The sequence below is a fragment of the Nonomuraea sp. NPDC049028 genome, assembly GCF_043197735.1.
Taxonomy (GTDB): Bacteria; Actinomycetota; Actinomycetes; order Streptosporangiales; family Streptosporangiaceae; genus Nonomuraea.
This window is the reverse complement of record NZ_JBICTR010000005.1, coordinates 771,452-793,725: the sequence shown is the minus strand read 5'-3', so window position 1 is coordinate 793,725 and position 22,274 is coordinate 771,452. Positions and strand designations below refer to the sequence as shown.

Here is a 22,274-nt window from a genome sequence, read left to right as displayed (position 1 = left end):
AGAGCAGTGCTCTCATTTCAGGTCGCCGATCCAACGAGTCCTGCGGAACAGCAGGTCGCGGGCTTGGGTGCGGCCACGGTCAACAGGCGTTTGGGTTGCTTGGCAATCTGATGGAAGGGTCTCCCGGGAGCGGGTAATCACAGGTGTCCCTGTTCCCCGGCAAGGGAGACCCTTGCGTGATCACATCTCCTGAAGGAGCGGTGGCCGATCCCGAGCGGTTCGCCACGGTCTTCGACGCGCACTACGAGGAGATCCGGCGCTACATCGGCCGCCGCCTTGACCTCGACATCGCCGAGGACCTCGCCGCCGAGACCTTCCTCATCGCCTTCCGGCGCCGCGACAGCTTCGACGCCGCCAAAGGCGGCATCAGATCCTGGCTGTACGGCATCGCCACCAACCTCGTCGGCAAGCATCGGCGGGCCGAGCTCCGGCGCTATCGGGCGCTGGCCAGATCCGGCCCGCCGCCGGACGAGGGCGGCCATGACCAGCGGGTCGCCGATCGGGTCACCGCCGGAGTGACCGTACAGAAGCTCTCGGCCGCGCTGGCCGAACTGTCGCGCGGTGAGCGCGATGTGCTGCTGCTCGTCGCCTACGGCGAGCTGACCTACGACGACGTGGCCGCGGCGCTCGGCATCGCCAACGGCACCGTCGCCTCCCGGTTGAGCCGGGCCAGGACCAAGCTGCGTGACACGCTGGGAGTTGAGGTGCGATGAAGGAGTTCCAGGTCATCGACGATGTGATGCCGGACGTGCCGCCCGCCGATCCGGCCAGGACGATGGGGATCCGGGCACAGCTCATGGGCCGCCCCCCGCGCCGGCGGCTGCCCGGCTGGTCCCGGGTGACGCTCGCGGCGGCGGCCGTGACCCTGGTGCTGGTCGGCGGATTCGTGGTGGTGCCCAGACTGGGTGGGGGCGAGGTCCAAACGGCCGCCACCTCGAACGTGCCCCCGGTGCTCGCGGCGGCGGCGGACCGGCTGGCCGCGCAGCCCCCGGGCACGGGTGCCTGGTGGCGGCGGGAGACGCTGCAGGTGGAGAGGATCAGGACCAAGGCCAATCCATCGTTCACCGTCGAGCAGCGCGTCACACAAGTGCTGTGGGTGAACCGGGAAGGAGAGGATCAGCTAGAGCAGGGAGACGTCACGTCCACGCTGCTCACTCCCGCCGACGAGCAGGCGTGGAAAGACGCCGGCTCTCCACCGCTCTGCGTCCCCAAGGGCAAGTGCGCGGTCGCCACGCTCTTTTGGCCCTCTGCGGACCCGGAATCGCTGAAGCCCGTGACGCGGTTGCCCATCGATGCGGAGGCGCTCAAGGCAGAGTTGCTGACGAGGCGTTCGGCCGGTGACGGACAGACGGAGGCCTGGTGGCTCTGGGCAACGGCCAAATGGCTGCTCTTCGAGACCCAGAGCACCCCGGGCACGAGGGCGGCGCTCTATCGGATGCTCGCGGGACTGCCTGGCGTGCAGGTGACCGACAAGGTCTCGGACGTCGAAGGGCGAGCCGGAGTCGCGTTGCTGTTCGAGCACCCGGATGGGTATCAGCAGCAGATCATCATCGATCGGGGCAGCGGCGACCTGCTCGCCGCTCAGACCGTCCTGCTTCGGCCGAACGGCGAGGACGGGCGTCCCGACGGCCGGCCGCTCGAGTCGTGGGTGATCAAGAAGCAGGGGTGGACTGACGAGACGCCTAAAGGCTGAGCTGTACGGCCGCCCGGCTCGCGATGATGGGCTTGATGTGTGCCGCGATCACCGCCTGGTGCTGGGGGTGATCGCGGTACACCAGGTAGTCGTCGACGTTGTCGAAGTCGGCGACCACCGCGAACTCGTGGTTGCCCTGGTTGATGCCCGCGTCGGCGTCCGCCGTGTAAGCGCGGATCTCCGGGATGATCCCCGGCAGTTTCCGCAGCTCGGTGGCCACCGTGGCCTTCTGCTCCTCGGTGGCGTCCTCGGTCCAGGTGAACAGCACGACGTGGCGAATCATGAGGTCAGCTTATCGAGATCCGATCGGCGTTCGGGCCACCGTTGGCCGTCGTGGCGGTGGCTCTGATCTTGTTGACTCCTTGCGCGAGGGTGACGGTGAGGGTGGAGGTCTGCCAGGTGTCCCAGTTGCCGGTGGCGTTGAAGTCGCGGGTCACTGCGGCGCCGCCGTTGACCGTGATGGACATCGGCCGGTTCACCGTCGTGCCGTTGGCGTAGCGCAGCTCCAGAGTGACCGGTCCCGCCACGGGGGCGTTGACCGTCCACTCGACATAGCTGCCGGTCAGGTTGTCGTAGTTCACGAACCCGGTGCCCGTGTAGCCGTCGTGGTTCGACTCCACCACGCCCTGGGAGATCGTCGCGTCCTCGGCCTGGTAGATGACCGGGCCGCTGCCGGTGGTCTCGGTCACCGCGTTCGAGGCGTCCGAGGTGTTGCCGGCCGCGTCGCGGGCCTTGACCGTGAACGTGTACGCCGTGGCGGCCGTCAGTCCCGAGACCGTCGCCGTCGTGCCGGTGACGGTGGTGGCCAGGGTCGAGCCGTTGTAGACGTCGTAGCCGGTCACCCCGGTGTTGTCGGTCGAGGCGTCCCAGGCCAGCGAGACGCTTGAGGACGTCTTGGCGGTGCTGTGCAGGTTGCCCGGCACGCTGGGCTGCTCGGTGTCGGGCGGGCCGGTCGGGCCGGCCGGGACGGTGAGCGTCGCGGTGTTCCAGCCGGAGACCCTGACGCTCGCCGCGCCGCTCAGGTCCGAGGCGCGGAACGTGGCGGTCAGCGTCTTGGACTCGCCCGGCCACAGGCTGATGGCGTTGTCCGACCACTGGATCGGCAGCACCGGCTTGCCGGCCGCGTCCACGACGTGCGCGTCGAGCATGAACGCGGGGATCGCGCCCGTGCCGGTGTTCTTGATCGTCACACTCACGTTCCCGGGGGACGGCGAGGTGGCGGTGGCGGTGATCGGGGCCTGGGCCAGGCCGTTGAGCCCGGTCAGGTTGGCGTAACTGGTGGTCGGCACGTAGTACCAGTCGTTGTTGTCCCAGTCGATGACGTCGCTCGCGGTGGACAGCGCGTACACGTTGCGGTCGATCTCCTCGCCGCCGCGCAGCAGGCTCAGCCGTACGAGGTAGGTCGTGGACAGGCCGCTGATCGACGGGATGGTGACCGCGGTGGCCTTGCCGCCGTCGGCGGGGGCGGTGACGGTGGCCGTGTTGGTGTACTTCGAGGTGCCGTCCATGTTGAACACGTCGGTCTTGACCGTCAGGCCCGAGGCGGCCGAGGTGCCCGAGTTGACCACGACGACGGACTTGTTGTCGTAGGAGTACTGCACGTGCAGCGGTTTGTTCGCCTCACGCGCGCCCCAATAGGAGCCGCCCTGGTCGAGGTAGTAGTCGAACAGCTGCCAGTGCAGGGACGACCAGCCGCTGTTGAGCATCCAGTAGATGACGCCGGTCGAGGGGTTGCTGGAGTCGGTGAAGTTGCGGCCGTAGGCCTCGAACTGCGCGCGGACCGCCTCGTACTGGGCGAGCTGCGCCTTCTTCACGTAGTCGGCCAGGCTGGACGGCACGCCGTACCGGCCCCTGAGGGCGTTGTGGTAGATCGTCAGGTTGTTGAACGTGCTCGACGGGGAGCGGTGATACTGCGTCGCGCTCGGGCTCTGCCAGAGCGAGTTGATCTGCGCGGTGGTCATCATCCGCTTCAGCGAGTCGAGCGTCGGGACGTCCGGGCCCGCGCTGGTCTCGGAGTTGAAGCCGAACGCGCCGCCTTCGCGCTTGTTGTACCAGTAGTTCGGCGGCACCCACTCGTACGGGCCGGGCATCTTCAGGCCGGAGTTGCCCAGTTGCGGGCTGGACTTGTCCGAGGCCACGGAGACGATCGGCAGCGGCCACTCGGCGGCCGTCAGGGCGTCGAGGTAGTTGGTCTCCTTCTGGGCCGTCGGCGGGTTGTCGGAGCCGATCAGGAACGAGATCACGCTGGGGTGGTTGCGCAGCCGGGTGGCTTCCGCCTGCATCGACGCCTTGGCGATGGGGTAGTCGGCCGTGGCGAACGAGCCCTCCCACTTGTTGCAGCACTCCCAGCCGGGCATGGTCAGGATGCCGTACTTGTCGGCCAGGTCGTAGAGCTCGTCGGTGTCCAGGTGGCCTTCGACGCGGATGGTGTTCAGGCCGAGGTCCTTGACGTAGCGGATCTTGTCTTCCAGGTAGCGCAGGTCCTTGCGCAGGAAGATGTCCGGCGACCAGCCGCCGCCCCTGATCAGGATCGACCGGCCGTTGATCTTGTAGAAGCGACGGCCGCTGGCGTTCTTGCCCGACTCCACCTTGCGGACGCCGAAGCGCTGGGTCAGCGAGTCGCTCACCGCGCCGCCTACGGTCGCGGTCAGGTTGAGGTCGTAGAGGGGCTGGGCGCCCATCTGGTACGGCCACCAGACTTGCGGATTGGTCAGCGTCTGACTGAACGTGATCCGTTTCGTCTCGTTCGCCGCTAACGAGACGTTCTGGGAGAAGGTGAGCGAGCCGATCGTGCCGCTGACCGTGGTGGTCACCGCGCTGCCCGTGCCGTTGCGTACATCGGCCTTGATCGTCAGGTCGGCGCGGTCGAGCGCCGGGACGGCCAGGTTGGTGATCACGTGCGCGTCGCGCAGGGAGACGTCGGCGCTGCGCCTGATCAACACGTCGCGGAAGATGCCGGTGTTGTCGTCGCGCGGGACCTGCACCCAGTCGATCCAGCCGATCGTCAGGTGGTTGTTGGGGTTGTTGGCGTTGACGCGGAAGGCCACCGAGTTGGTGCCTGAGTGGACCAGCGCGGTGATGTCGCGCTCGTTCCGGGTGTAGGCGCCGGCGATCTGGGCGGCCGTGGCCACCTGGCTGCCGTTGACCCACACATCGGCGCTCGACATCACGCCGCTGATGTCGAGGAACGTGCGTAACCCGGTCTCCGAGCCGAGCGTGAAGTCCGAGCGGTACCACCAGGGCACGTCGAAGTCGGCGGTCGGGATCGACTGCATGTTCGTGGAGAAGAACGGGTCGGAGTAGACGTTGTTCTCCAGCAGCCCGGCCAGGACGGTCGAGCGCGGGCCGACCGGATACCAGCCGGAGGCCGCGTAGCCGGGGGTGGAGATCGCGGCGCCGGAGTCCGACACCTTGGCGGATGACTGGATCTTGTAGCCGGAGAGAGCTGTCGAGGAGGCCGTCGCCGCTGGGGCGGCCAGGGCGACACCTCCAGCGCTGACCAGCAAAGTGCAGGTCCAGAGCAGGATGAGGATGAGCCGGGAGCGCGCCATGGGTCCTCGCAAGGCCGATGGAGTTTGTTAATAAACCTTCTTAACAACTAAACGCGATCTCGTAAATGCCCAAATTTCTGGACATCGTGGTGGTGGCTGGTTATTCTCAAGTCGAGATTTACTCAGCTTGAGAAGGACTTGTCGATGGAAGAGTTCCTGGCCGGCTACGACCCGCGGCGCTATCCACCGGTCGCGGTGACGGTCGACGTGGTGGCGCTGACCATCCGCGACCGGCGGCTGCACGTGCTGATCGTGGAGCGCGGCGTCGAGCCGTACGAGGGCGCCTGGGCGCTGCCCGGCGGCTTCATCAGGCCCGACGAGGACCTGGCGGGGGCGGCGGTGCGCGAGCTGGCCGAGGAGACCGGACTGGACACCGCGCCCGCGCACATCGAGCAGCTGGCCAGCTACGGCGGTCCCGGCCGGGATCCGCGGATGCGGGTGGTGTCGATCTCGTACCTGGCCTTCGCCCCCGACCTGCCCGATCCCCGGGCGGGCACCGACGCGGCGGCGGCCGTGTGGCATCCGGTCGACGACGTGCCTCGGCTGGCCTTCGACCATCAGCGCATCCTGGCCGACGGGGTGGAGCGGGCCCGGTCGAAGCTCGAATACACCCCGCTGGCCACGGCGTTCGCGGGCGACACGTTCACGATCTCCGAACTGCGGCTGATCTACGAGAGCGTCTGGGGCACCCCGCTGCACGCGGGCAACTTCCACCGGAAGGTGCTGTCGGTGCCCGGGTTCGTGGAGGGTACCGGCGAGACCACGCAGACCGGCGGGCCCAGGGGCGGGCCGCGGGCCAAGCTGTACCGCGCGGGCGACGCCCGGCTGCTGCACCCCGCCCTGCTGCGGCCCTCGCGGGAGGACGAGATCCGGTGAACGAAGAGGAGATCCGGTGAACGCAGAGGAGGCGGCGGCGATCGTCACAGGGGCGCGTTCGGCCGCCGACCTCTTCACGGGCGACTCCCCTGCGCGGGTCTACCGGCGTTATGCCCGGTTACTCCACCCGGACCTGTCTCCCGGGACCGCTGCGGCGTTCGCCAGGTTGGCCGAGTTGTGGTCCGACTTCAACCGGGGCCGGCAGGTCGGGCCGTACCGGATCGGGCCGCCGCTGCATCGGGGTGGCACCGCTGTCCTGTATCCGGCGGACGGTGACGCGCTGCTGAAGCTGCCGCGCGACCCGGCCGACAACCACCTGCTGGTGCGGGAGGCCGCCGCACTCACCCGACTCGCCTCGGACGCGGACCCGCGTTTCCTGCCGTACGTCCCCCGCCTTGTCGCGAAATTTCGGCATAAAGCCGGGCGGGCCGTGCGGCAGGCGAACGTCCTCAGCCGGGCACCCGGCGGCTTCGTCCCCCTGACCCGGATCGGAACCGGCCTCGACCCCCGGGACGTGGCCTGGATCTGGCGGCGGCTGCTGGTGGCCACCGGCCTGGCGCACCGGGCCGGTGTCACGCACGGCGCCGTGCTCCCCCGCCACGTACTCGTCCACCCTCTCGACCACGGGCTCGTCCTCGTCGACTGGTGCCGCTCACAGCTCTCCGGCGCGTCCGACGACGTGCTGGGCGTCACCCGATGCGTCGCCGGGCTGCTCGGCGAGCACCCCCGCACGATGCGCGCCTTCGTCCGCGGCTGCCTGCTGCGCCCGCCCGCCGACGCGTGGGCACTGCTCGGCGAGCTCGACGAGCTCCTCGAAGACCTTTACGGACCGCGTACCTACCGGCCCCTTCACCTCTAGGGAGAACATCATGGGCAGCGGAATCTGGTCCACCGACGTCTACAGCTCGGCCGCCCGCTACCGGGCCGCCACCGGCGCCAGCGCCTTCGCCTACAGCGACGGCGGCGCCTCCACCACCCACCCCGACCTCGACCCGTTCGGCGTCACGCGGGAGAGCCGCGACTCCGACGAGCACCCGGACTCGCTGGCCGTCGCCGTGCTCTTCGACGTGACCGGCTCGATGGGCCACGTCCCGCGTACGCTGCAGGCCAAGCTGCCCGACCTGCTCGGGCTGCTGCTGCGCAAGGGGTACGCCGCCGACCCGCAGATCATGTTCGGCGCCATCGGCGACGCGACCTGCGACCGGGCGCCGCTCCAGGTGGGGCAGTTCGAGTCGGACAACCGCATGGACGACCAGCTCGGCCAGATCCTGCTGGAGGGCGGGGGCGGCGGGCAGATGTCGGAGTCGTACGAGCTGGCCATGTACTTCATGGCCAGGCACACCTCGATCGACTGCTACGACAAGCGCGGCAAGCGGGGATATTTGTTCATCATCGGCGACGAGCTGCCCTATCCGCGGGTCAGCGGGAAGGCCGTCGCCAAGCTGATCGGCGACCCGCGCCCGCGCGACATCGACGTGGCCGCGATCGTCGCCGAGCTGACCGAGAAGTACGACGTCTACTACATCCTGCCCGCCGGCTCCAGCTACGCCGGCGACGCGCGGGTGCTGCGAGTCTGGCGCGACCTGCTCGGCCAGAACGTGCTGGAGCTCGACGACCTCGACGCGGTCTGCGAGACGATCGCGCTCACGATCGGGCTCGGCGAGGACGCCATCGGTCTCGACGAGGGCCTCGACGACCTGGCCGGGCTCGGCTCCGCCGCGGGCGCCTCGGTGTCGAAGGCGCTGGCCAAGCTGGACCGCGGCACGCTCGTGGTGTCGGAGCCGCTCGACGGGCTCGACTCGTGACCGAACATGTCATTGTCGTCGACCTCGGGTACGGCGACGCGGGCAAGGGCACCGTCGTGGACTGGCTGTGCGCCACCCGGCCGGTCCACGCGGTGGTCCGCTTCAACGGCGGCGCCCAGGCGGCGCACAACGTGGTGCTGCCGGACGGGCGGCACCACACGTTCGCGCAGTTCGGCTCGGGGACGCTGCGGGGGGTGCCGACGCATCTGTCGAGGTTCGTGGTGGTCGATCCCCTGGCGCTCTCCGCCGAGGCCGCCCATTTGGAACGACTTGGCGTGCCGGATCCGTTCGGGCTGATCACGGTTCATCGGGACTGCCTGCTGGCCACGCCGTACCACGTCGAGGCGGGCCGGCGGCGCGAGCTGGCGCGCGGGGCGGAGCGGCACGGGTCGTGCGGGATGGGCGTCGGCGAGGCGACGGCGTACTCGCTGTCGCACGGCGCGCTCGCCCCGCGCGCGGGCGACTCCCCCGCGACGCTGACCCGCAAGCTGGGCCTGCTGCGGGAGGCGCTGGGGGTGGACGGGCCGCCGGTGGCGGACTGCGTGGCGGCCTATCGGGCGTTCGCGTCGCGGGTGCGGCTGGTGGACTCCACCGATGAGCTGCTCAGGCGGGGGCCGGTGGTGTTCGAGGGAGCTCAGGGGGTGCTGCTGGACGAGAACCACGGGTTCGACCCGTACACGACCTGGAGCACCACGACCTTCGCGAACGCGCTGGAGCTGCTCGGCGGGGCCGGGGCGCTGCGGCTGGGCGTGCTGCGGACCTACACTCCCCGGCACGGGCCGGGGCCGCTGGTCACGGAGGACCCCACGCTGGAGCTGCCGGAGCCGCACAACGGCACCGGGCCGTGGCAGGGGCCGTTCAGGGTGGGGCACTTCGACGCCGTGGCGCATCGGTACGCGGTGGAGGTGGCGGGCGGGGTCGACGGGCTGGCGCTGACGCATCTGGACGCGCCGGTTTCGCGGCTGTGTCACGCGTACGAGGGGGGTGACTTCCGGCTCGGCGACCCCGCCACGCGGACCGCTCGGCTGCTGCGGGCCAAGCCGGTGTACGGCGACGCCGTCACCGACTGGCCCGCGGCCGTGGCGGACGCTCTGGGCGCACCCGTCTGGGTCGGGTCACACGGCCCGACCTCGACCGACAAGCGCGTCCTCACGCCCGCCCTTGATTAGCTCCAGGCGAGCATGCGGAGTGGGTCCTCCAGCATGGCGCCGACGTCGCGCAGGAACAGCGACCCCAGCTCACCGTCCACGATCCGGTGGTCGAAGGAGAGCGCCAGCGTCGTCACCTTGCGTACCGCGAGCTCGCCGTCCACCACCCACGGCATGTCCCGGATCTGACCGAAGGCGAGGATGGCGGCCTCACCCGGGTTGAGGATCGGCGTGCCGGTGTCGACGCCGAACACGCCCACATTCGTGATCGTGATCGTGCCGCCCGCCATCTCGGCCGGTTGGGTACGGCCCGCCCTGGCGGTCTCCGTCAGCCGGCCCAGCTCGGCGGCCAGCTCGGGGAGGGACAGCCCGTGGGCGGACTTGATGTTGGGGACGACGAGGCCGCGCGGGGTGGCGGCGGCGATGCCCAGGTTGACGTAGTGCTTGACCACGATCTCCTGAGCGGCCTCGTCCCATGACGAATTGATCATCGGATGGCGCCGGGCCGCCGTGAGCACGGCCTTGGCGACCAGGAGCAGCGGCGAGACCTTGACCTCGGCGAAGTCCGGGATCGTACGCAGCCGCCGGACCGCCTCCATGGTCTCGGTGACGTCGAGCTGGAGGAACTCGGTGACGTGCGGGGCGGTGAAGGCGCTGGCCACCATGGCTTGGGCGGTCATCTTGCGGACGCCCTTGACCGGGATGCGCTCCTCCTCGCCCTGCTGGGTGGTCGCTCGTGGGGCGGGCCCTTCCGCGGCGGCGTGGACGTCGTCCCTGGTGATCGAGCCGTTCGGGCCCGAGCCGGCCAGGGTGGTCAGGTCCACGCCCAGGTCCTTGGCCAGCTTGCGTACCGGTGGCTTGGCCAGGACCGCGACCCGCCGTAGCGCCGCCGGGCCGGATGGCGCGGTGACCTCGACGCGGGACGGGTTCGCGACCGGGGTGGCCGGGATCACGGGCGGCTCGGGAGCGGCCGGGACCACGGGTGACTGGGCGGGCCCGTCAGGGCGGGATTTGCGGGGGCGGCGTTTGGTGGTGCCGGTCTTGACGCCGTAGCCGACCAGGACCGCCTGGCGTTCCTCCTTGGGGGCGGGGCTGCCGTGGGCGCCGGGTTCGACGGCGCCCTCCGCCGGGGGACGCGGGACCAGGTCGTCCGCCAGCGCCTCGATCCGGTCGGCGTCCGCCTTTACCTCGCCGACGTCAGCCGCCCCGGCCCGGTCGGCGTCCGCCTTGACCCCGCCGGCGTCAGCCGCCTCGGTCCGGGGAGCCCCGTTGCCGGAGGCGTCGTCCGGTTCGTCCGTGTCGACGGCGATGATGGGCCGGCCGACGTCGACCGTCTGGCCCTCGTCGGCCATCAGCCCGGAGACCACGCCGTCCCAGGGGATCGGCAGTTCGACGATGGACTTGGCCGTCTCGATCTCCACCACGATCTGGTTGACCTTGACCGTGTCACCGGGCTTGGTGTGCCAGCGGACGATCTCCGCCTCGGTCAGGCCCTCGCCCACGTCGGGGAGCTTGAATTCACGTCGCATGAGTCCCCCTCCTCAGTAGCCGAAGGCGCGGTCGACGGCGTCGAGCACCCGGTCGAGGTCGGGCAGGTAGTGCTCCTCCAGCTTCGACGGCGGGTAGGGCGTGGAGAAGCCGCCGACGCGCAGCACCGGCGATTCCAGCTGGTAGAAGCACTGCTCGGTGATCCTGGCCGCCAGCTCGGCGCCGAACCCGCTGTTGATCGGCGCCTCGTGCACCACCACGGCCCGGCCGGTACGGCGTACCGACTCCATCACCAGCGGCGCGTCGAGCGGGTTGAGCGAGCGCAGGTCGAGGACCTCGACCGAACGCCCGTCGGCCTCGGCGGCCGTGGCGGCCTCCAGGCAGGTCTTCACCATCGGGCCGTAGGCGATCAACGTGATGTCCGTGCCCTGGCGCACCTGCCGGCCGCGGTCGAGAGGCAGCCACCAGTCGGTGCCGACGGTGTCGATCTCGGCCTTCTCCCAGTAGCGGCGCTTGGGCTCGAAGAAGATGACCGGGTCTTCGCAGCGGATGGCCTGCTGGATCATCGTGTACGCGTCGGCCGGGTTGGAGCAGGCGACCACGCGCAGCCCGGCGGTGTGCGTGAAGTAGGCCTCCGGCGACTCGCTGTGGTGCTCGACCGCGCCGATGCCGCCACCGCAGGGGATGCGTACGACGACAGGCAGCTTGATCGCGCCGAGCGAGCGCATCGGCATCTTGGCCAGCTGAGTGATGATCTGGTCGGCCGCGGGGAAGACGAACCCGTCGAACTGGATCTCGCACACCGGCCGGTAGCCGCGCAGCGCCAGGCCGATAGCGGTGCCGATGATGCCCGACTCGGCCAGCGGGGTGTCGATGACCCGGTCCTCGCCGAAGTCCTTCTGCAGGCCGTCGGTGACCCGGAACACGCCGCCGAGCTTGCCGACGTCCTCGCCCATGATGAGGACCTTGGGGTCGTCCTCCATGGCCTTGCGCATGCCCTCGTTGAGCGCCTTGGACAGGCTGAGCACGGTCATGACGCCTCCTTCGGCGCGACGGTCATGCGGCGCTCAGGGGTTCGCTCACTCACTGAAGCCCTCCAGATAAGCGGCGTATTGGGCGCGCTCCTCGTCGATCAACGCGTGCGGCTCGGCGTAGACGTGCTCGAACATCGCGAGCGGCCCGGGGTCGGGCATCGCCAGGCAGCGCCTGCGCAGGTCGGCGCCGAGCTGGTCGGCCTCGCCCTCGACCGAGTCAAAGAACGCCTGGTCGGCGAACTCGTTCTTGAACAGGTACGCCTTGACGCGCTCGATCGGATCCTTGAGCTTCCACGCCTCCAGCTCGCTGGCCACGCGGTAGCGCGTCGGGTCGTCCGTGGTGGTGTGGGCGCCCATCCGGTACGTGAACGCCTCGATGAGCACCGGGCCCTGGCCTTCGCGGGCGTTCTTGAGCGCCTGCCTGGTCACGGCGAGGCAGGCGAACACGTCGTTGCCGTCGACCCTGATGCCGGGGAAACCGAACCCGGAGGCCCTGCGGTAGAGGGGGATGCGGCTCTGCTTCTCAAGGGGCTCGGAGATGGCCCACTGGTTGTTCTGGCAGAAGAACACGATCGGCGCGTTGAACACGCTGGCCCAGACGAACGACTCGTTCACGTCGCCCTGGGAGCTGGCGCCGTCGCCGAAGTAGGCGATGACGGCCGCGTTCGCGTCGTCGCGCTGGACGCCCATCGCGTAGCCGACGGCGTGCAGGGTCTGGCTGCCGATCACGATCGTGTAGAGGTGGAAGTTGTGCTCCTTGGGATCCCATCCGCCGTGGTTCACCCCGCGGAACAGGCCGAGCAGCTTCACCGGGTCGACGTCGCGGCACCAGGCCACGCCGTGTTCCCGATAGGTGGGAAAGGCCATGTCGGCGTCGGTCAGCGCGCGGCCCGAGCCGATCTGCGCGGCCTCCTGGCCGAGCAGTGACGCCCAGATGCCGAGCTCGCCCTGCCGCTGCAGAGCGACCGCTTCCAGATCGACGCGCCGGACGAGCACGAGGTCGCGGTAGAGGGACCGGACCTCTTCAGGTTTGAGATCGATGTCATAGTCGGGGTGCTCGACCCGCTCACCCTCGGGGGTGAGGAGCTGGACGAGCTCCGGGGGTGCTTGTGCACCACGAGAGGCGTCGAGTGTCACGTGCCACTCCTGTGCGGTCAGGGCCGGAGTCGATGGGGTTGCCACCTTAGGCCAGCCTTTCGAGCGTCGGACCATGTGGTGGTGGTTCGTACGCGTTTGGGGACATGGTGGCAGACGTCACAGCCCTCAGCGCAAGCCCCATCCCCTCCCCGTTCCCGTTGTGTTGCCTGCCACACGCGCCGGTAGGCTGGCTTTCCCAACTCCCGCCGCACCCAGGAGGAACGCAGTGGCGCGCGTCATCGTAGACGTCATGCTGAAGCCCGAGATTCTCGACCCACAGGGCCAGGCCATCGCCCGCGCGCTGCCCAGGCTGGGCTTCTCCGGCGTCGCGGCCGTCCGGCAGGGCAAGCGCTTCGAGGTCGAACTGGACGGTCCGGCCGACGAGGCGGCACTTGCGGACGTCCGAAAGATGGCCGAGACGCTGCTGGCCAACACCGTCATCGAGGACTACGTCGTGCGGGTTGAAGAGTAGAACAGCACATTTGACGCATCGAAATACCCGCGAGCGGCTAAAGTCGGGTTCCGGCATGCCACAATGCCACGGGCTTGCCAACAGTAAATAACAACAACGTGATTTTGCGGTTAGCCCCGATTTCACGGGGAAACCTACTCCAGGTGACATTCCGGAGCCCGGAGGAGTCCGGTGGATATTGAGTTCTCGTTGGCGCTGCCTCGGGATGCGATCGGCATACCGATGGTCAGACGAGTGCTAGGGGATGCGATGCGTTCGCTCAACGTGAGCGAGGCGTGCATCTCCGACATGCTGCTCGCGGTCTCCGAGGCGTGCTCTAACGCGGTACGCCATGGCGGCCCGGCCAACCGCTATGAGGTCACGGCCTCGATCGGCTACGGCCGCTGCGACGTACGCGTCGTCGACAACGGGGTCGGCCTGCCCTCGATGCCCCTGCACTTTCCGCCCCCCGACACCGAGAACGGCCGTGGCCTGCTGATCATGCGCTCGGTCGTGGACGAGATCTCCTTCGGCATCACCCCCGGCCGCGGCACCACGGTCCACCTCCGCAAGACCCTCGCCTGGGAGGAGACGGCGAACCGCCGCTCCCGCGAGCTGGCCGCCGTCTAGCCGACCGCTCCATCTGACCCCTTCGCGGGCCGTTATGGCGGCCCGCCTTCTGGCATGCCGTACCGCTGTTGGGAGGCATCGTCGAGCACCAGATAACCTTGGCGGTGCACACCACGAACGCTGGAGGAACGCAAGACATGAGCGCCCGCGTGGGGGTAGTCACCTTTCCAGGAACTCTCGACGATCAGGACGCCGCCAGAGCGATCAGACTGTCCGGCGCGGAAGCGGTTCCGCTGTGGCACGCCGACCACGACCTCAAGGGTGTGGACGCCGTCTTCCTGCCCGGCGGCTTCTCCTACGGCGACTACCTGCGGTGCGGCGCCATCTCGCGGTTCGCGCCGCTGATGCGGGAGCTCGTCCCGGCCGCCCGTGAGGGGCTGCCGGTGCTCGGCACCTGCAACGGGTTCCAGATCCTGTGCGAGGCGCACCTGCTGCCGGGCGCGCTGACGCGCAACGCCTCGCTGCACTACGTCTGCCGTGACCAGCGGCTCCGGGTCGAGGCGACCGGCACGCCCTGGACGAACTCCTTCGCGGCCGGCCAGGAGATCGTGCTGCCGATCAAGCACGGCGAGGGCCGCTACGTCGCCGACCCCGAGACGATCGCCGCGCTCGAGGCCGACGGCCGCGTGGTCGTGCGCTACCTCGGCAACCCCAACGGCTCCGTCAACGACATCGCCGGCATCCGCAACGAGGCCGGCAACGTGGTCGGAATCATGCCGCACCCCGAACACGCCGTCGAAAACCTCGTCGGCGCGCCGAGCACGGACGGGCTCGGCTTCTTCACCTCCATCCTCAAGAAGCTGGTGAACGCGTGAGCACCGACAGCGTCAAGCGGGCCGTCGAAACGCCTGCCGAGCCGATGCCGTTCGCCGAGCTGGGGATGAAGCAGGAGGAGTACGACCGGGTCAAGGAGATCCTCGGCCGTCGTCCCACGGGCTCCGAGCTGGCCATCTACAGCGTCATGTGGTCCGAGCACTGCTCGTACAAGTCGTCCAAGGTGCATCTGCGGCAGTTCGCCACGAAGGCCCCCAAGTCCGACGCACTGCTCGTCGGCATGGGCGAGAACGCCGGCGTCGTCGACATCGGCGACGGCTGGGCCGCCACCTTCAAGATCGAGTCGCACAACCACCCCTCCTACGTCGAGCCGCACCAGGGCGCCGCCACCGGCGTGGGCGGGATCGTCCGCGACATCATGTCGATGGGCGCCCGCCCGATCGCGGTCATGGACGCGCTGCGCTTCGGCGGCGCCGACCAGAACGACACCCGGCGCGTGCTGCCCGGCGTGGTCGAGGGCATCAGCAGCTACGGCAACTGCCTGGGCCTGCCCAACATCGGCGGCGAGGTCGTCTTCGACCCCTGCTACATCGGCAACCCGCTGGTCAACGCGCTCTGCGTGGGCCTGCTGCGCAAGGACCAGATCAAGCTGGCCACCGCGCCGGGGCCGGGCAACAAGGTGGTGCTGTTCGGCGCCTCGACCGGGCCCGACGGCATCGGCGGCGCGTCGGTGCTCGCCTCGGCGACCTTCGAGGACGAGTCGCACGCCAAGCGGCCCGCCGTACAGGTCGGCGACCCGTTCATGGAGAAGCTGCTCATCGAGTGCTGCCTGGAGCTCTACGCGGCCGACGTGGTCGTGGGCATCCAGGACCTCGGCGCGGCCGGCGTCTCCTGCGCGACCACCGAACTGGCCGCCAAGGGCACCGGCGGCATGCACGTCGACCTCAACCTGGTCCCGCTCCGCGACCCCTCGCTCAGGCCCGAGGAGATCCTGATGAGCGAGTCGCAGGAGCGGATGATGGCCGTCGTCCGGCCGTCGGACATCGCGGCGTTCATGGCGATCTGCGAGAAGTGGGATGTCCCGGCCACCGTGATCGGCGAGGTCACCGACACCGGCCGGCTGGTGATGACCTGGGACGGCGAGACGATCGTCGACATCCCGCCCGGCACCGCGGCCGACGACGGCCCGGTCTACGAGCGGCCCTTCCACGAGCCCGCCGGGCAGGTCGCGCTCAACGCCGACACCCCCGACCGCCTCGACCGGCCCGCCGACCTGCGCGCCACCCTGCTGGAGCTGCTCGGCTCGCCGAACCTGGCGTCGAAGGAGTGGGTGACCTCTCAGTACGACCGCTACGTCCGCTCCAACACCGTGCTCGCCCAGCCCGCCGACGCCGGGATGCTGCGCATCTCCGAGGTCATGGCCGGCGCCGAGCCGACGACCCGGGGCATCGCCCTGGCCACCGACGGCAACGGCCGCTACGCGCGGCTCGACCCCTACGCGGGCGCCCAGCTCGCGCTGGCCGAGGCCTACCGCAACGTCGCCGTCACCGGTGCCCGGCCGCTGGCCGTCACCAACTGCCTCAACTTCGGCTCGCCGGAGGACCCCGAGGTCATGTGGCAGTTCGCCGAGGCCGTACGCGGGCTCGCCGACGCCTGCCGGACCCTCGGCGTGCCGGTGACCGGCGGCAACGTCTCCTTCTACAACCAGACCGGCTCGACCCCGATCCACCCGACACCGGTCGTGGGCGTGCTCGGCGTGATCGACGACGTGGCCAAGCGGGTCGCCACCGGGTTCGTCGCCGAGGGCCTGCGCATCGCGCTGCTCGGTGAGACGAAGGAGGAGTTCGGCGGGTCGGAGTGGGCGCACGTCGCCCACGGCCACCTCGGCGGCCTGCCGCCGGCGGCCGACCTGGCGGCCGAGCAGGCCATGGCCACCGTGCTGGTGGAAGCCGCCGCTCAAGGACTCCTTGAGGGCTCCCACGACCTGTCCGACGGCGGCCTGGCCATCGCGCTGGCCGAGTCCTGCCTGGCGCGGGGCATCGGGGCGACGGTGGCGCTGAGCGGCGAGGCGTTCACCGACCTGTTCAGCGAGTCGTCGGCCCGTGCGCTGGTGATGGTCCGGCCGGAGGCGTTCGACCGGTTCGCCGCGCTCTGCGCCGACCACGAGGTGCCCTGCTACGGCCTCGGCACCACCGGCGGCACGTCGCTGGTGGTGGAGGGGGTGCTGGAGGTGCCGGTCGCGGAGCTGCGCGAGACGCACTCCGGCACGCTGCCGGCGCTGTTCGGCTGAGGTTTCAGCGCGAAGGCCGGTACGGGGTGCTGTCGTACCGGCCTTCGCTTGTCAGAGAGTCTGGTGAGTCAGGACCTCTTGAGGGTCAGGACTTCTTGAGACAGACCACGTAGACGGTGCCGCTCACGCCGCCGTGGTTGCCGCCGGTCAGGTTGTTGTTGGTGTCGTTCTTGGCCGCGGTGACCGACCAGCCAGACCCGCCGCTGGGGGCGCTGCTGGTGACGTTGCCGTTGCCGCTGATGGTGAAGCCGCCGCCGGTCGCCACGTCGCCGCTGTTGCAGGAGACGGAGCCGCTGCCCGAGCTGAAGGCGTTCGAGCGGGTGTAGGTCGTGTAGGTGATGCCCTTGCCGTCTACACCGTCCTTGCCATCCTTACCGTCCTTGCCCGGCAGGCCGTTCTTACCGTCAGCGCCGTCCTTGCCGTCGGCGCCGTCCTTGCCCGGGAGACCGTTCTTGCCGTCGGCGCCGGCCTTGCCCGGAAGGCCGTCCTTGCCGTCCTTGCCATCGACCCCGTCGGTGCCGTTCTTGCCCGGGAGCCCGTCCTTGCCGTCGGTCCCGTTCTTGCCGGGCAGACCGTCCTTGCCGTCCTTGCCGGGCAGACCGTCCTTGCCGTCCTTGCCGTTCTTGCCGGGGAAGCCCTGACGGCCCTGGAGGCCCGTGTCACCCTTCGGGCCCTGCGGGCCGGTGTCGCCCTTGGTGCCCTCCGTGATCGTGGTCGTCGACTGACCGCCGCCGCCGATCACCATCCGGACCTCCGTCTTCCGGCAGGGGGTGGTGGCGTTGACGATGCGGGCGTACCGGGTCTTCTTGTGCACGCACGCGTACACCTCTGAAGCCGACGACGCGGTGGCGACTCCGCCAACGGCGAGGAGCGAGGCGGCGAGCGCTCCAACAGTGGCGAGGGTGAGCGTGCGCACACCGCGAATCTTGATAGCCACGGCTTTCCTTCCGAGGAACCTGTGTTGCTCAGGTTGAGCATGAGGTTCACGTTTCAACCGTTCCAACGGATGACAGGAATCGCATAACAGGTTCATTACAGGACAAATCGGACAGAAAGCGGTGACGCTACTTGACCAGTCATGAAAGTCGGCTGTGGGTAAAAGGACGCATCGGCCGGGCCTGTCTACGATGGATAATCGGGACCGTTCGGGGGCGCACGCATTCCACGGAGGATGACCTTGTCGACCGCCAGTCCCTACCTCCCTCCTGCCACGCAGCCGGTGCGAGGGGTCGTCTGGGCCATCCATCTGGTCCTGCCGCTGCTCGGCCTGTGGCTGCTGCTGGCCCAGAGCCACCTCAACATCATGTGGGAGCACCACTCCAGCCACTTCTGGATGATCATCTCGGTGGCCGGCCTCAACGTGGCGCTCGGCGCGCTGATCAGCGAGGCGTCGCGGAAGCGGCAGGACGCCCGGCTCTTCCTGGTCTCGATGGTGTTCCTGGCCAGCGCCGGCTTCTTCTTCCTGCACGGCCTGGCCACTCCGCAGATCATCCTGCCCACCGGATCCATAGGGTTCGACCTCGGGCAGCAGGTCGGGCTGACGATCGCCTCGGGGTTCGCGTTCGCCTCGGCGTTCCCGCTGGGCGAGCGGGCGGCACTGACCGTCATGAGATCCCAGCACCTCATCCGGGGCGTGCTCCTCGGATTCATGATCCTCTGGGGGCTCGCCTCGCTGATCCCGGGGCTGACGCCGCTCAGCCAGCCACCGCTCAAGGAGCCGGTCAACTGGCTCGTGTGGCTGTCGCTGCCGGGCCTCGGCCTGTACGGCGCGGCCAGCGTGATGATGTTCCAGCCGCACCGGCAGCGGCCGTCGGCCATGCTGGTCAGCCTGATCACCGCCTACGCGCTGCTCGCCGAGGCCATGATCGCCGGGATGTCGCAGCTCAACTGGCACCTGTCCTGGTGGGAGTGGCACATCCTGCTGACGCTGGCCTTCGTCTTCGTCGCCTACAGCGCCTACATCCAGTTCAGGCGCGAGGGGTCCAGCGGCGGCCTGTTCGACTCGGTGGCGCTGTCGGCGACCGTGGCCCGCATCCAGCTGCACTACGACGAGGCCCTGGAAGAGCTGGTCGAGCACGTACGGCGCGGAGAATCGCTGGCGGCCACCCGGTTATCGGACAAGTTCCGGCTCAACGAGGGGCAGGCCGCGGTCCTCGACCGGGCCGGCGAGGCACTGGCCCGCGAGCGTGACCTCTCTGAGCGACTGAGCGCCCTGGTGGCGGTGAGCGCCCAGACCCGCGTACGCCAGTCCGAGAGCGACCTCCTGGCCACCACGCTCGAACGCGTCCGTCAGGCGTACGGCGACGTGCGGATCGGCCTCGTCGCCGACGGCAAGACGCAGATCGGCTCCCGCGCGTACGAGTTCGCCGGAGACGGCCCCATCAGACGCGACAACCTGTTCGCCTTCCCGCTGACGGTCAAGGGCAACCTGGCGGGCGTGCTCGAGGTGCCGGTCGGCCGCACGGCGCAGGACGAGGCGCTGGCCGCCACCCTGGCCGGGCAGATCTCGATCTCGCTGGAGAACGCCCGCCTCTACCAGGAGCTCGACACGCTCTTCCGGCAGTACATGTCGCCTGACGTGGCCAACGCCCTGCTCGCCGACCCCGGCCAGGCGGCGCTCGGCGGCCAGATGAAGGAGCTGACCGCGCTCTTCGCCGACCTCAAGGGCTTCACCACGTTCTCGGAGCGGGTCACGCCCGGCGAGATCGTCGAGATGCTCAACCGCTATCACACGGCCGCGGTGCCCTGCATCCTGACCAACGGCGGCACGATCGTGCAGTTCGTCGGCGACGCGCTGCTGGCCCTGTTCAACGCCCCGGCCACGCAGAACGGCCACGCCAGGGCGGCCTGCCGGGCCGCGCTGGCCATGCAGGAGGCCGCCTCCGAGGTGGCCGAGGAGATCGCCTGGAAGCGGGAGGACGCGGAAGCCTGGCCGACGTTCCGGGTCGGCGTCAACACCGGTCCCGCCCTGGTCGGCAACATCGGCAGCCCGGAGCTGCGCGGCTTCAACGCGATGGGCGACTGCGTGAACGTGGCCGCCAGGCTGCAGTCCCTCGCCGAGCCGGGCACGGTGGTGATCGGCGAGACGACGCGCAGGCAACTGGGAGCCGGCGTCACGGTGAACCCCCTCGGAAAGCTGAGCCTCAAGGGCAAGGAAGAACTCGTGGGTGCCTACGTTCTGACCGCAATGACCTAGAAGGGCGCTGACCGTACCGACATAATCGGCGCATGAACCCAGATCCCGGCGAGTTCCTCTCCATGCTCACAGCCGACGAGGTCGAGGAAATGCGCGCCGCGGGACGCCCGCGCAGGTGGGAGCGTGGGACGACCGTGATGAGCGAGGGCGACACCTCCGACTGGGTGCTCGTCCTGACCGAGGGCCGGGTGAAGGTCTCGTCGCACACGAGCAGCGGCACCGAGGTGGTGCTGGCCGTACGCGGGCCGGGCGGGCTGCTCGGGGAGATGTCGGCCATCGACGGCTCACCGCGGTCGGCCACGGTCACCGCGCTGGAGCCGATCGCGGGCATCGTGGTCCGCGACTTTCCCGCGTTCCTGCAGGCCCATGGGCGCATCGCCGTACTGCTCATGCAGCTGGTGACGGGACGGCTGCGCGACGCGGACCGGAAGCGGATCGAGTACGGGGCGTTCGACACGACGGGCCGGGTGGCGACCAGGCTGATCGAGCTGGCCGAGCGCTACGGCGAGAAGACCAACAGCGGCGTACGCGTCGCGCTGCCGCTCTCCCAGGACGAGCTGGCCGGGTGGACCGGGGCCTCGCGCGAGGCCGTCAGCAAGGCGCTGCGGCTGCTACGGGACCGCGGGCTGATCGAGACCGGGCGGCGGCGCGTGGTGATCCACGATCTTGACGGGTTGCGCAAGCGGGCCAGATAACCCCCCTCCCCCACGACAAATCGGACGTACGTCGTACGTCATAGTGGACCGCATGCCCCTCGCGTACGACGACCGCCTCCGTTACGCCTGGCGCGTGTGCTCGGTCACCAGCCTCGGTCTCGTCCTCATCGGCATCGCGGGCAGCACCCTGAACGTCGCGCTACCCGCCGTGGTCCGGCACTTCCACGCGAGCCCGTTCGAGTCCGGCTGGATCCTGCTGGCGTTCCTGCTGGTCAACACCGCGAGCCTGGTGTTCTTCGGCCGGGTGGCCGACCTGCTGGGGCGGCGGGAGATCTACCTGGCCGGGTTCGCGCTGTTCACCGTCGCCTCGCTGCTGGCCGGGCTGTCGCCGGGCGTGTGGTTCCTGGTCGCGATGCGCGTGCTGCAGGCGGTCGGCTCGGCGATGATCCTGGCCAACGGCACGGTCATCATCACCGACGCGTTCCCGCCCGACCGGCTCAGCCAGGGCATGGGCGTCTACATCGGCACCCTCTCCGTGGCGCAGCTCGCCGGGCCGACGCTGGGCGGGCTCATCGCGGACACGGCCGGCTGGCAGTGGATCTTCTGGGTGAACGTACCGGCCGGCCTGATCGCCTTCGGCTGGGGCGCGGTGATCCTGCGCAAGATGCCCCGGGGCCCCCGCGAACCGGTGGACGCGCTGGGCAACGCCCTGGTGTTCGCCGCGCTCTCGGCCATCCTCATCGCCCTGTCCGAGGCGGGCTCCGCCGGGCTGTCGAGCCCCGCCGTGCTGACCGGGGTGGCGGTGTTCGCGGTGTTGGTGCCGGTGATCGCGCTGGTGGAGCGGCGGGCCGCGCATCCGGTGCTCGACCTGCGGCTGTTCGGGGAGCGGCTGCTGGCCTTCGCCAACCTGGCCTCGTTCTGCAACGCGCTGGCCCGCTCGGCGCTGATCCTGGTCGTGGCGCTGTACTTCCAGGCGGCCAGGGGCGTGGACGCCTTCACGGCCGGGCTGAGCGTGCTACCGGTGCCGGTCGGCATGGCGCTGGCCTCACCGCTGGCGGGCTCGCTGAAGATCTCCCCGTATGCCGTGTCGATCGGCGGCGCGCTGATGAGCGCCGTGGGGCTCGGCACGCTGATGCTGACCGCGGACCCCGCCACGCCGTACTGGATCATCGGGGTCGGCCTCTTCGTGGCCGGGTGCGGGAGCGGCACGTTCCTGACCGGCAACACCACGCAGGTCATGCGGGCGCTGCCGCGCGGCAGCCTGGGGGTGGTCAACGGGTTCCGGGTGATGATCATGAACATGGGGATCGTGATCAGCGTGGGCGTGTCACTGAGCGTCCTGGCCGGCTCGGTGGGGCCCGCCGAACGGGCCCAGGTGTACGCGGGGACGCTGGCCAAGCTGTCGCCGGTGGCGGTGGGGCAGGTGATGCACGGGTTCGAGCGGACGTACGCGATGCTGTTCGCCGTCGCCCTGACGGGCGCCTTATTCGCCGCACTGGCCCGGCCAAAGCAACCGTGACGTATTACAAAACGTGTTACACATGA

Annotated in this window: 19 protein-coding genes; 13 read left to right on the top strand and 6 right to left on the bottom strand. The window is 69.6% G+C overall.

Annotated elements, in window-relative coordinates:
* Nucleotides 1-176 precede the first annotated feature (176 nt).
* Together ACGFJ2_RS23270 and ACGFJ2_RS23265 are read left to right on the top strand one after the other, a co-directional pair.
* Nucleotides 177-713, top strand: a complete 537-nt coding sequence (locus ACGFJ2_RS23270) for an RNA polymerase sigma factor (RefSeq protein WP_357939685.1) — start codon at nucleotides 177-179, stop codon at nucleotides 711-713.
* Nucleotides 710-1,693, top strand: a complete 984-nt coding sequence (locus ACGFJ2_RS23265) for a CU044_5270 family protein (RefSeq protein ID WP_393471375.1) — start codon at nucleotides 710-712, stop codon at nucleotides 1,691-1,693. The genes ACGFJ2_RS23270 and ACGFJ2_RS23265 overlap by 4 nt, the downstream gene beginning before the upstream one ends.
* Here ACGFJ2_RS23265 and ACGFJ2_RS23260 read toward each other — a convergent pair.
* Together ACGFJ2_RS23260 and ACGFJ2_RS23255 are read right to left on the bottom strand one after the other, a co-directional pair.
* A complete protein-coding gene (locus ACGFJ2_RS23260; RefSeq protein WP_393471372.1) occupies nucleotides 1,683-1,976 on the bottom strand; it encodes a Dabb family protein in 294 nt (97 codons plus the stop codon). The two genes, ACGFJ2_RS23265 and ACGFJ2_RS23260, sit on opposite strands and share 11 nt — an antisense overlap.
* A gap of 4 nt (nucleotides 1,977-1,980) precedes the next feature.
* Entirely contained in the window at nucleotides 1,981-5,244 is a 3,264-nt protein-coding gene (locus tag ACGFJ2_RS23255) for a fibronectin type III domain-containing protein (protein ID WP_393471370.1), read from the bottom strand.
* Between the two features lie 144 nt (nucleotides 5,245-5,388).
* Between ACGFJ2_RS23255 and ACGFJ2_RS23250 the strand changes: the two genes are divergently transcribed.
* From ACGFJ2_RS23250 to ACGFJ2_RS23235, 4 genes are read left to right on the top strand one after another with little or no spacing between them, the layout of a single operon-like run.
* Nucleotides 5,389-6,120, top strand: a complete 732-nt coding sequence (locus ACGFJ2_RS23250; protein ID WP_358204216.1) for an NUDIX hydrolase — start codon at nucleotides 5,389-5,391, stop codon at nucleotides 6,118-6,120.
* A 16-nt stretch (nucleotides 6,121-6,136) separates the two neighbouring features.
* Nucleotides 6,137-6,979: a molecular chaperone DnaJ gene (locus ACGFJ2_RS23245; protein ID WP_393471367.1), complete on the top strand. Its 843-nt coding sequence runs from the start codon at nucleotides 6,137-6,139 to the stop codon at nucleotides 6,977-6,979.
* 10 nt (nucleotides 6,980-6,989) lie between these two features.
* Nucleotides 6,990-7,925, top strand: coding sequence for a hypothetical protein (locus ACGFJ2_RS23240; protein ID WP_357939673.1), 936 nt, complete (start codon nucleotides 6,990-6,992; stop codon nucleotides 7,923-7,925).
* Nucleotides 7,922-9,094, top strand: coding sequence for an adenylosuccinate synthetase (locus tag ACGFJ2_RS23235; RefSeq protein WP_393471364.1), 1,173 nt, complete (start codon nucleotides 7,922-7,924; stop codon nucleotides 9,092-9,094). Before ACGFJ2_RS23240 ends, ACGFJ2_RS23235 begins: the two co-directional genes overlap by 4 nt.
* On the opposite strand, the gene ACGFJ2_RS23230 is transcribed toward ACGFJ2_RS23235, so the two are convergent.
* Genes ACGFJ2_RS23230 through pdhA form a run of 3 tightly spaced genes read right to left on the bottom strand, consistent with a single transcriptional unit; the run spans nucleotide 9,091 to nucleotide 12,732 of the window.
* Entirely contained in the window at nucleotides 9,091-10,602 is a 1,512-nt protein-coding gene (locus tag ACGFJ2_RS23230; RefSeq protein WP_393471361.1) for a dihydrolipoamide acetyltransferase family protein, read from the bottom strand. The genes ACGFJ2_RS23235 and ACGFJ2_RS23230 overlap by 4 nt on opposite strands.
* Nucleotides 10,603-10,614: 12 nt before the next feature.
* Nucleotides 10,615-11,595 (bottom strand): alpha-ketoacid dehydrogenase subunit beta, encoded by a 981-nt coding sequence (locus ACGFJ2_RS23225; RefSeq protein ID WP_357939667.1) that lies wholly within the window; start codon nucleotides 11,593-11,595, stop codon nucleotides 10,615-10,617.
* A gap of 45 nt (nucleotides 11,596-11,640) precedes the next feature.
* Complete coding sequence (gene pdhA, locus ACGFJ2_RS23220; protein WP_357939665.1) at nucleotides 11,641-12,732, bottom strand: pyruvate dehydrogenase (acetyl-transferring) E1 component subunit alpha; 1,092 nt, start codon at nucleotides 12,730-12,732, stop codon at nucleotides 11,641-11,643.
* Between the two features lie 226 nt (nucleotides 12,733-12,958).
* Between pdhA and purS the strand changes: the two genes are divergently transcribed.
* The 4 genes from purS (at nucleotide 12,959) to purL (ending at nucleotide 16,877) form a co-directional block, all read left to right on the top strand.
* A complete protein-coding gene (gene purS, locus ACGFJ2_RS23215; RefSeq protein WP_225301645.1) occupies nucleotides 12,959-13,204 on the top strand; it encodes a phosphoribosylformylglycinamidine synthase subunit PurS in 246 nt (81 codons plus the stop codon).
* Between the two features lie 222 nt (nucleotides 13,205-13,426).
* The gene (locus ACGFJ2_RS23210) at nucleotides 13,427-13,813 is read left to right on the top strand and encodes an ATP-binding protein (RefSeq protein WP_225301701.1); all 387 of its coding nucleotides are present in this window, start codon (nucleotides 13,427-13,429) and stop codon (nucleotides 13,811-13,813) included.
* Between the two features lie 137 nt (nucleotides 13,814-13,950).
* Nucleotides 13,951-14,628 (top strand): phosphoribosylformylglycinamidine synthase subunit PurQ, encoded by a 678-nt coding sequence (purQ, locus tag ACGFJ2_RS23205; RefSeq protein ID WP_357939663.1) that lies wholly within the window; start codon nucleotides 13,951-13,953, stop codon nucleotides 14,626-14,628.
* Nucleotides 14,629-14,672: 44 nt separating this feature from the next.
* A complete protein-coding gene (gene purL / locus ACGFJ2_RS23200; RefSeq protein ID WP_358204329.1) occupies nucleotides 14,673-16,877 on the top strand; it encodes a phosphoribosylformylglycinamidine synthase subunit PurL in 2,205 nt (734 codons plus the stop codon).
* An 85-nt stretch (nucleotides 16,878-16,962) separates the two neighbouring features.
* Here the strand turns inward: purL and ACGFJ2_RS23195 are convergent, their stop codons facing one another.
* A complete protein-coding gene (locus ACGFJ2_RS23195; protein ID WP_393471356.1) occupies nucleotides 16,963-17,814 on the bottom strand; it encodes a hypothetical protein in 852 nt (283 codons plus the stop codon).
* A 240-nt stretch (nucleotides 17,815-18,054) separates the two neighbouring features.
* On the opposite strand from ACGFJ2_RS23195, the gene ACGFJ2_RS23190 reads away from it, so the two are divergent.
* From ACGFJ2_RS23190 to ACGFJ2_RS23180, 3 genes are read left to right on the top strand one after another with little or no spacing between them, the layout of a single operon-like run.
* On the top strand, nucleotides 18,055-20,073 hold the full coding sequence (locus ACGFJ2_RS23190) for an adenylate/guanylate cyclase domain-containing protein (protein WP_393471353.1): 2,019 nt from the start codon (nucleotides 18,055-18,057) through the stop codon (nucleotides 20,071-20,073).
* Between the two features lie 32 nt (nucleotides 20,074-20,105).
* Nucleotides 20,106-20,768 (top strand): Crp/Fnr family transcriptional regulator, encoded by a 663-nt coding sequence (locus ACGFJ2_RS23185; protein ID WP_357939658.1) that lies wholly within the window; start codon nucleotides 20,106-20,108, stop codon nucleotides 20,766-20,768.
* 52 nt (nucleotides 20,769-20,820) lie between these two features.
* Nucleotides 20,821-22,248: an MFS transporter gene (locus tag ACGFJ2_RS23180; RefSeq protein ID WP_393471349.1), complete on the top strand. Its 1,428-nt coding sequence runs from the start codon at nucleotides 20,821-20,823 to the stop codon at nucleotides 22,246-22,248.
* Nucleotides 22,249-22,274 lie beyond the last annotated feature (26 nt).

What these genes read in the sequence shown, in the direction of transcription:
- ACGFJ2_RS23265 (WP_393471375.1), top strand. Translation starts at nt 710, where the DNA reads ATGAAGGAGTTCCAGGTCATCGACGATGTGATGCCGGACGTGCCGCCC.
- ACGFJ2_RS23260 (WP_393471372.1), bottom strand. Translation starts at nt 1,976, where the DNA reads ATGATTCGCCACGTCGTGCTGTTCACCTGGACCGAGGACGCCACCGAG.
- ACGFJ2_RS23255 (WP_393471370.1), bottom strand. Translation starts at nt 5,244, where the DNA reads ATGGCGCGCTCCCGGCTCATCCTCATCCTGCTCTGGACCTGCACTTTG.
- ACGFJ2_RS23250 (WP_358204216.1), top strand. Translation starts at nt 5,389, where the DNA reads ATGGAAGAGTTCCTGGCCGGCTACGACCCGCGGCGCTATCCACCGGTC.
- ACGFJ2_RS23240 (WP_357939673.1), top strand. Translation starts at nt 6,990, where the DNA reads ATGGGCAGCGGAATCTGGTCCACCGACGTCTACAGCTCGGCCGCCCGC.
- ACGFJ2_RS23230 (WP_393471361.1), bottom strand. Translation starts at nt 10,602, where the DNA reads ATGCGACGTGAATTCAAGCTCCCCGACGTGGGCGAGGGCCTGACCGAG.
- ACGFJ2_RS23225 (WP_357939667.1), bottom strand. Translation starts at nt 11,595, where the DNA reads ATGACCGTGCTCAGCCTGTCCAAGGCGCTCAACGAGGGCATGCGCAAG.
- ACGFJ2_RS23210 (WP_225301701.1), top strand. Translation starts at nt 13,427, where the DNA reads ATGGTCAGACGAGTGCTAGGGGATGCGATGCGTTCGCTCAACGTGAGC.
- purQ (WP_357939663.1), top strand. Translation starts at nt 13,951, where the DNA reads ATGAGCGCCCGCGTGGGGGTAGTCACCTTTCCAGGAACTCTCGACGAT.
- purL (WP_358204329.1), top strand. Translation starts at nt 14,673, where the DNA reads ATGCCGTTCGCCGAGCTGGGGATGAAGCAGGAGGAGTACGACCGGGTC.
- ACGFJ2_RS23185 (WP_357939658.1), top strand. Translation starts at nt 20,106, where the DNA reads ATGAACCCAGATCCCGGCGAGTTCCTCTCCATGCTCACAGCCGACGAG.
- ACGFJ2_RS23180 (WP_393471349.1), top strand. Translation starts at nt 20,821, where the DNA reads ATGCCCCTCGCGTACGACGACCGCCTCCGTTACGCCTGGCGCGTGTGC.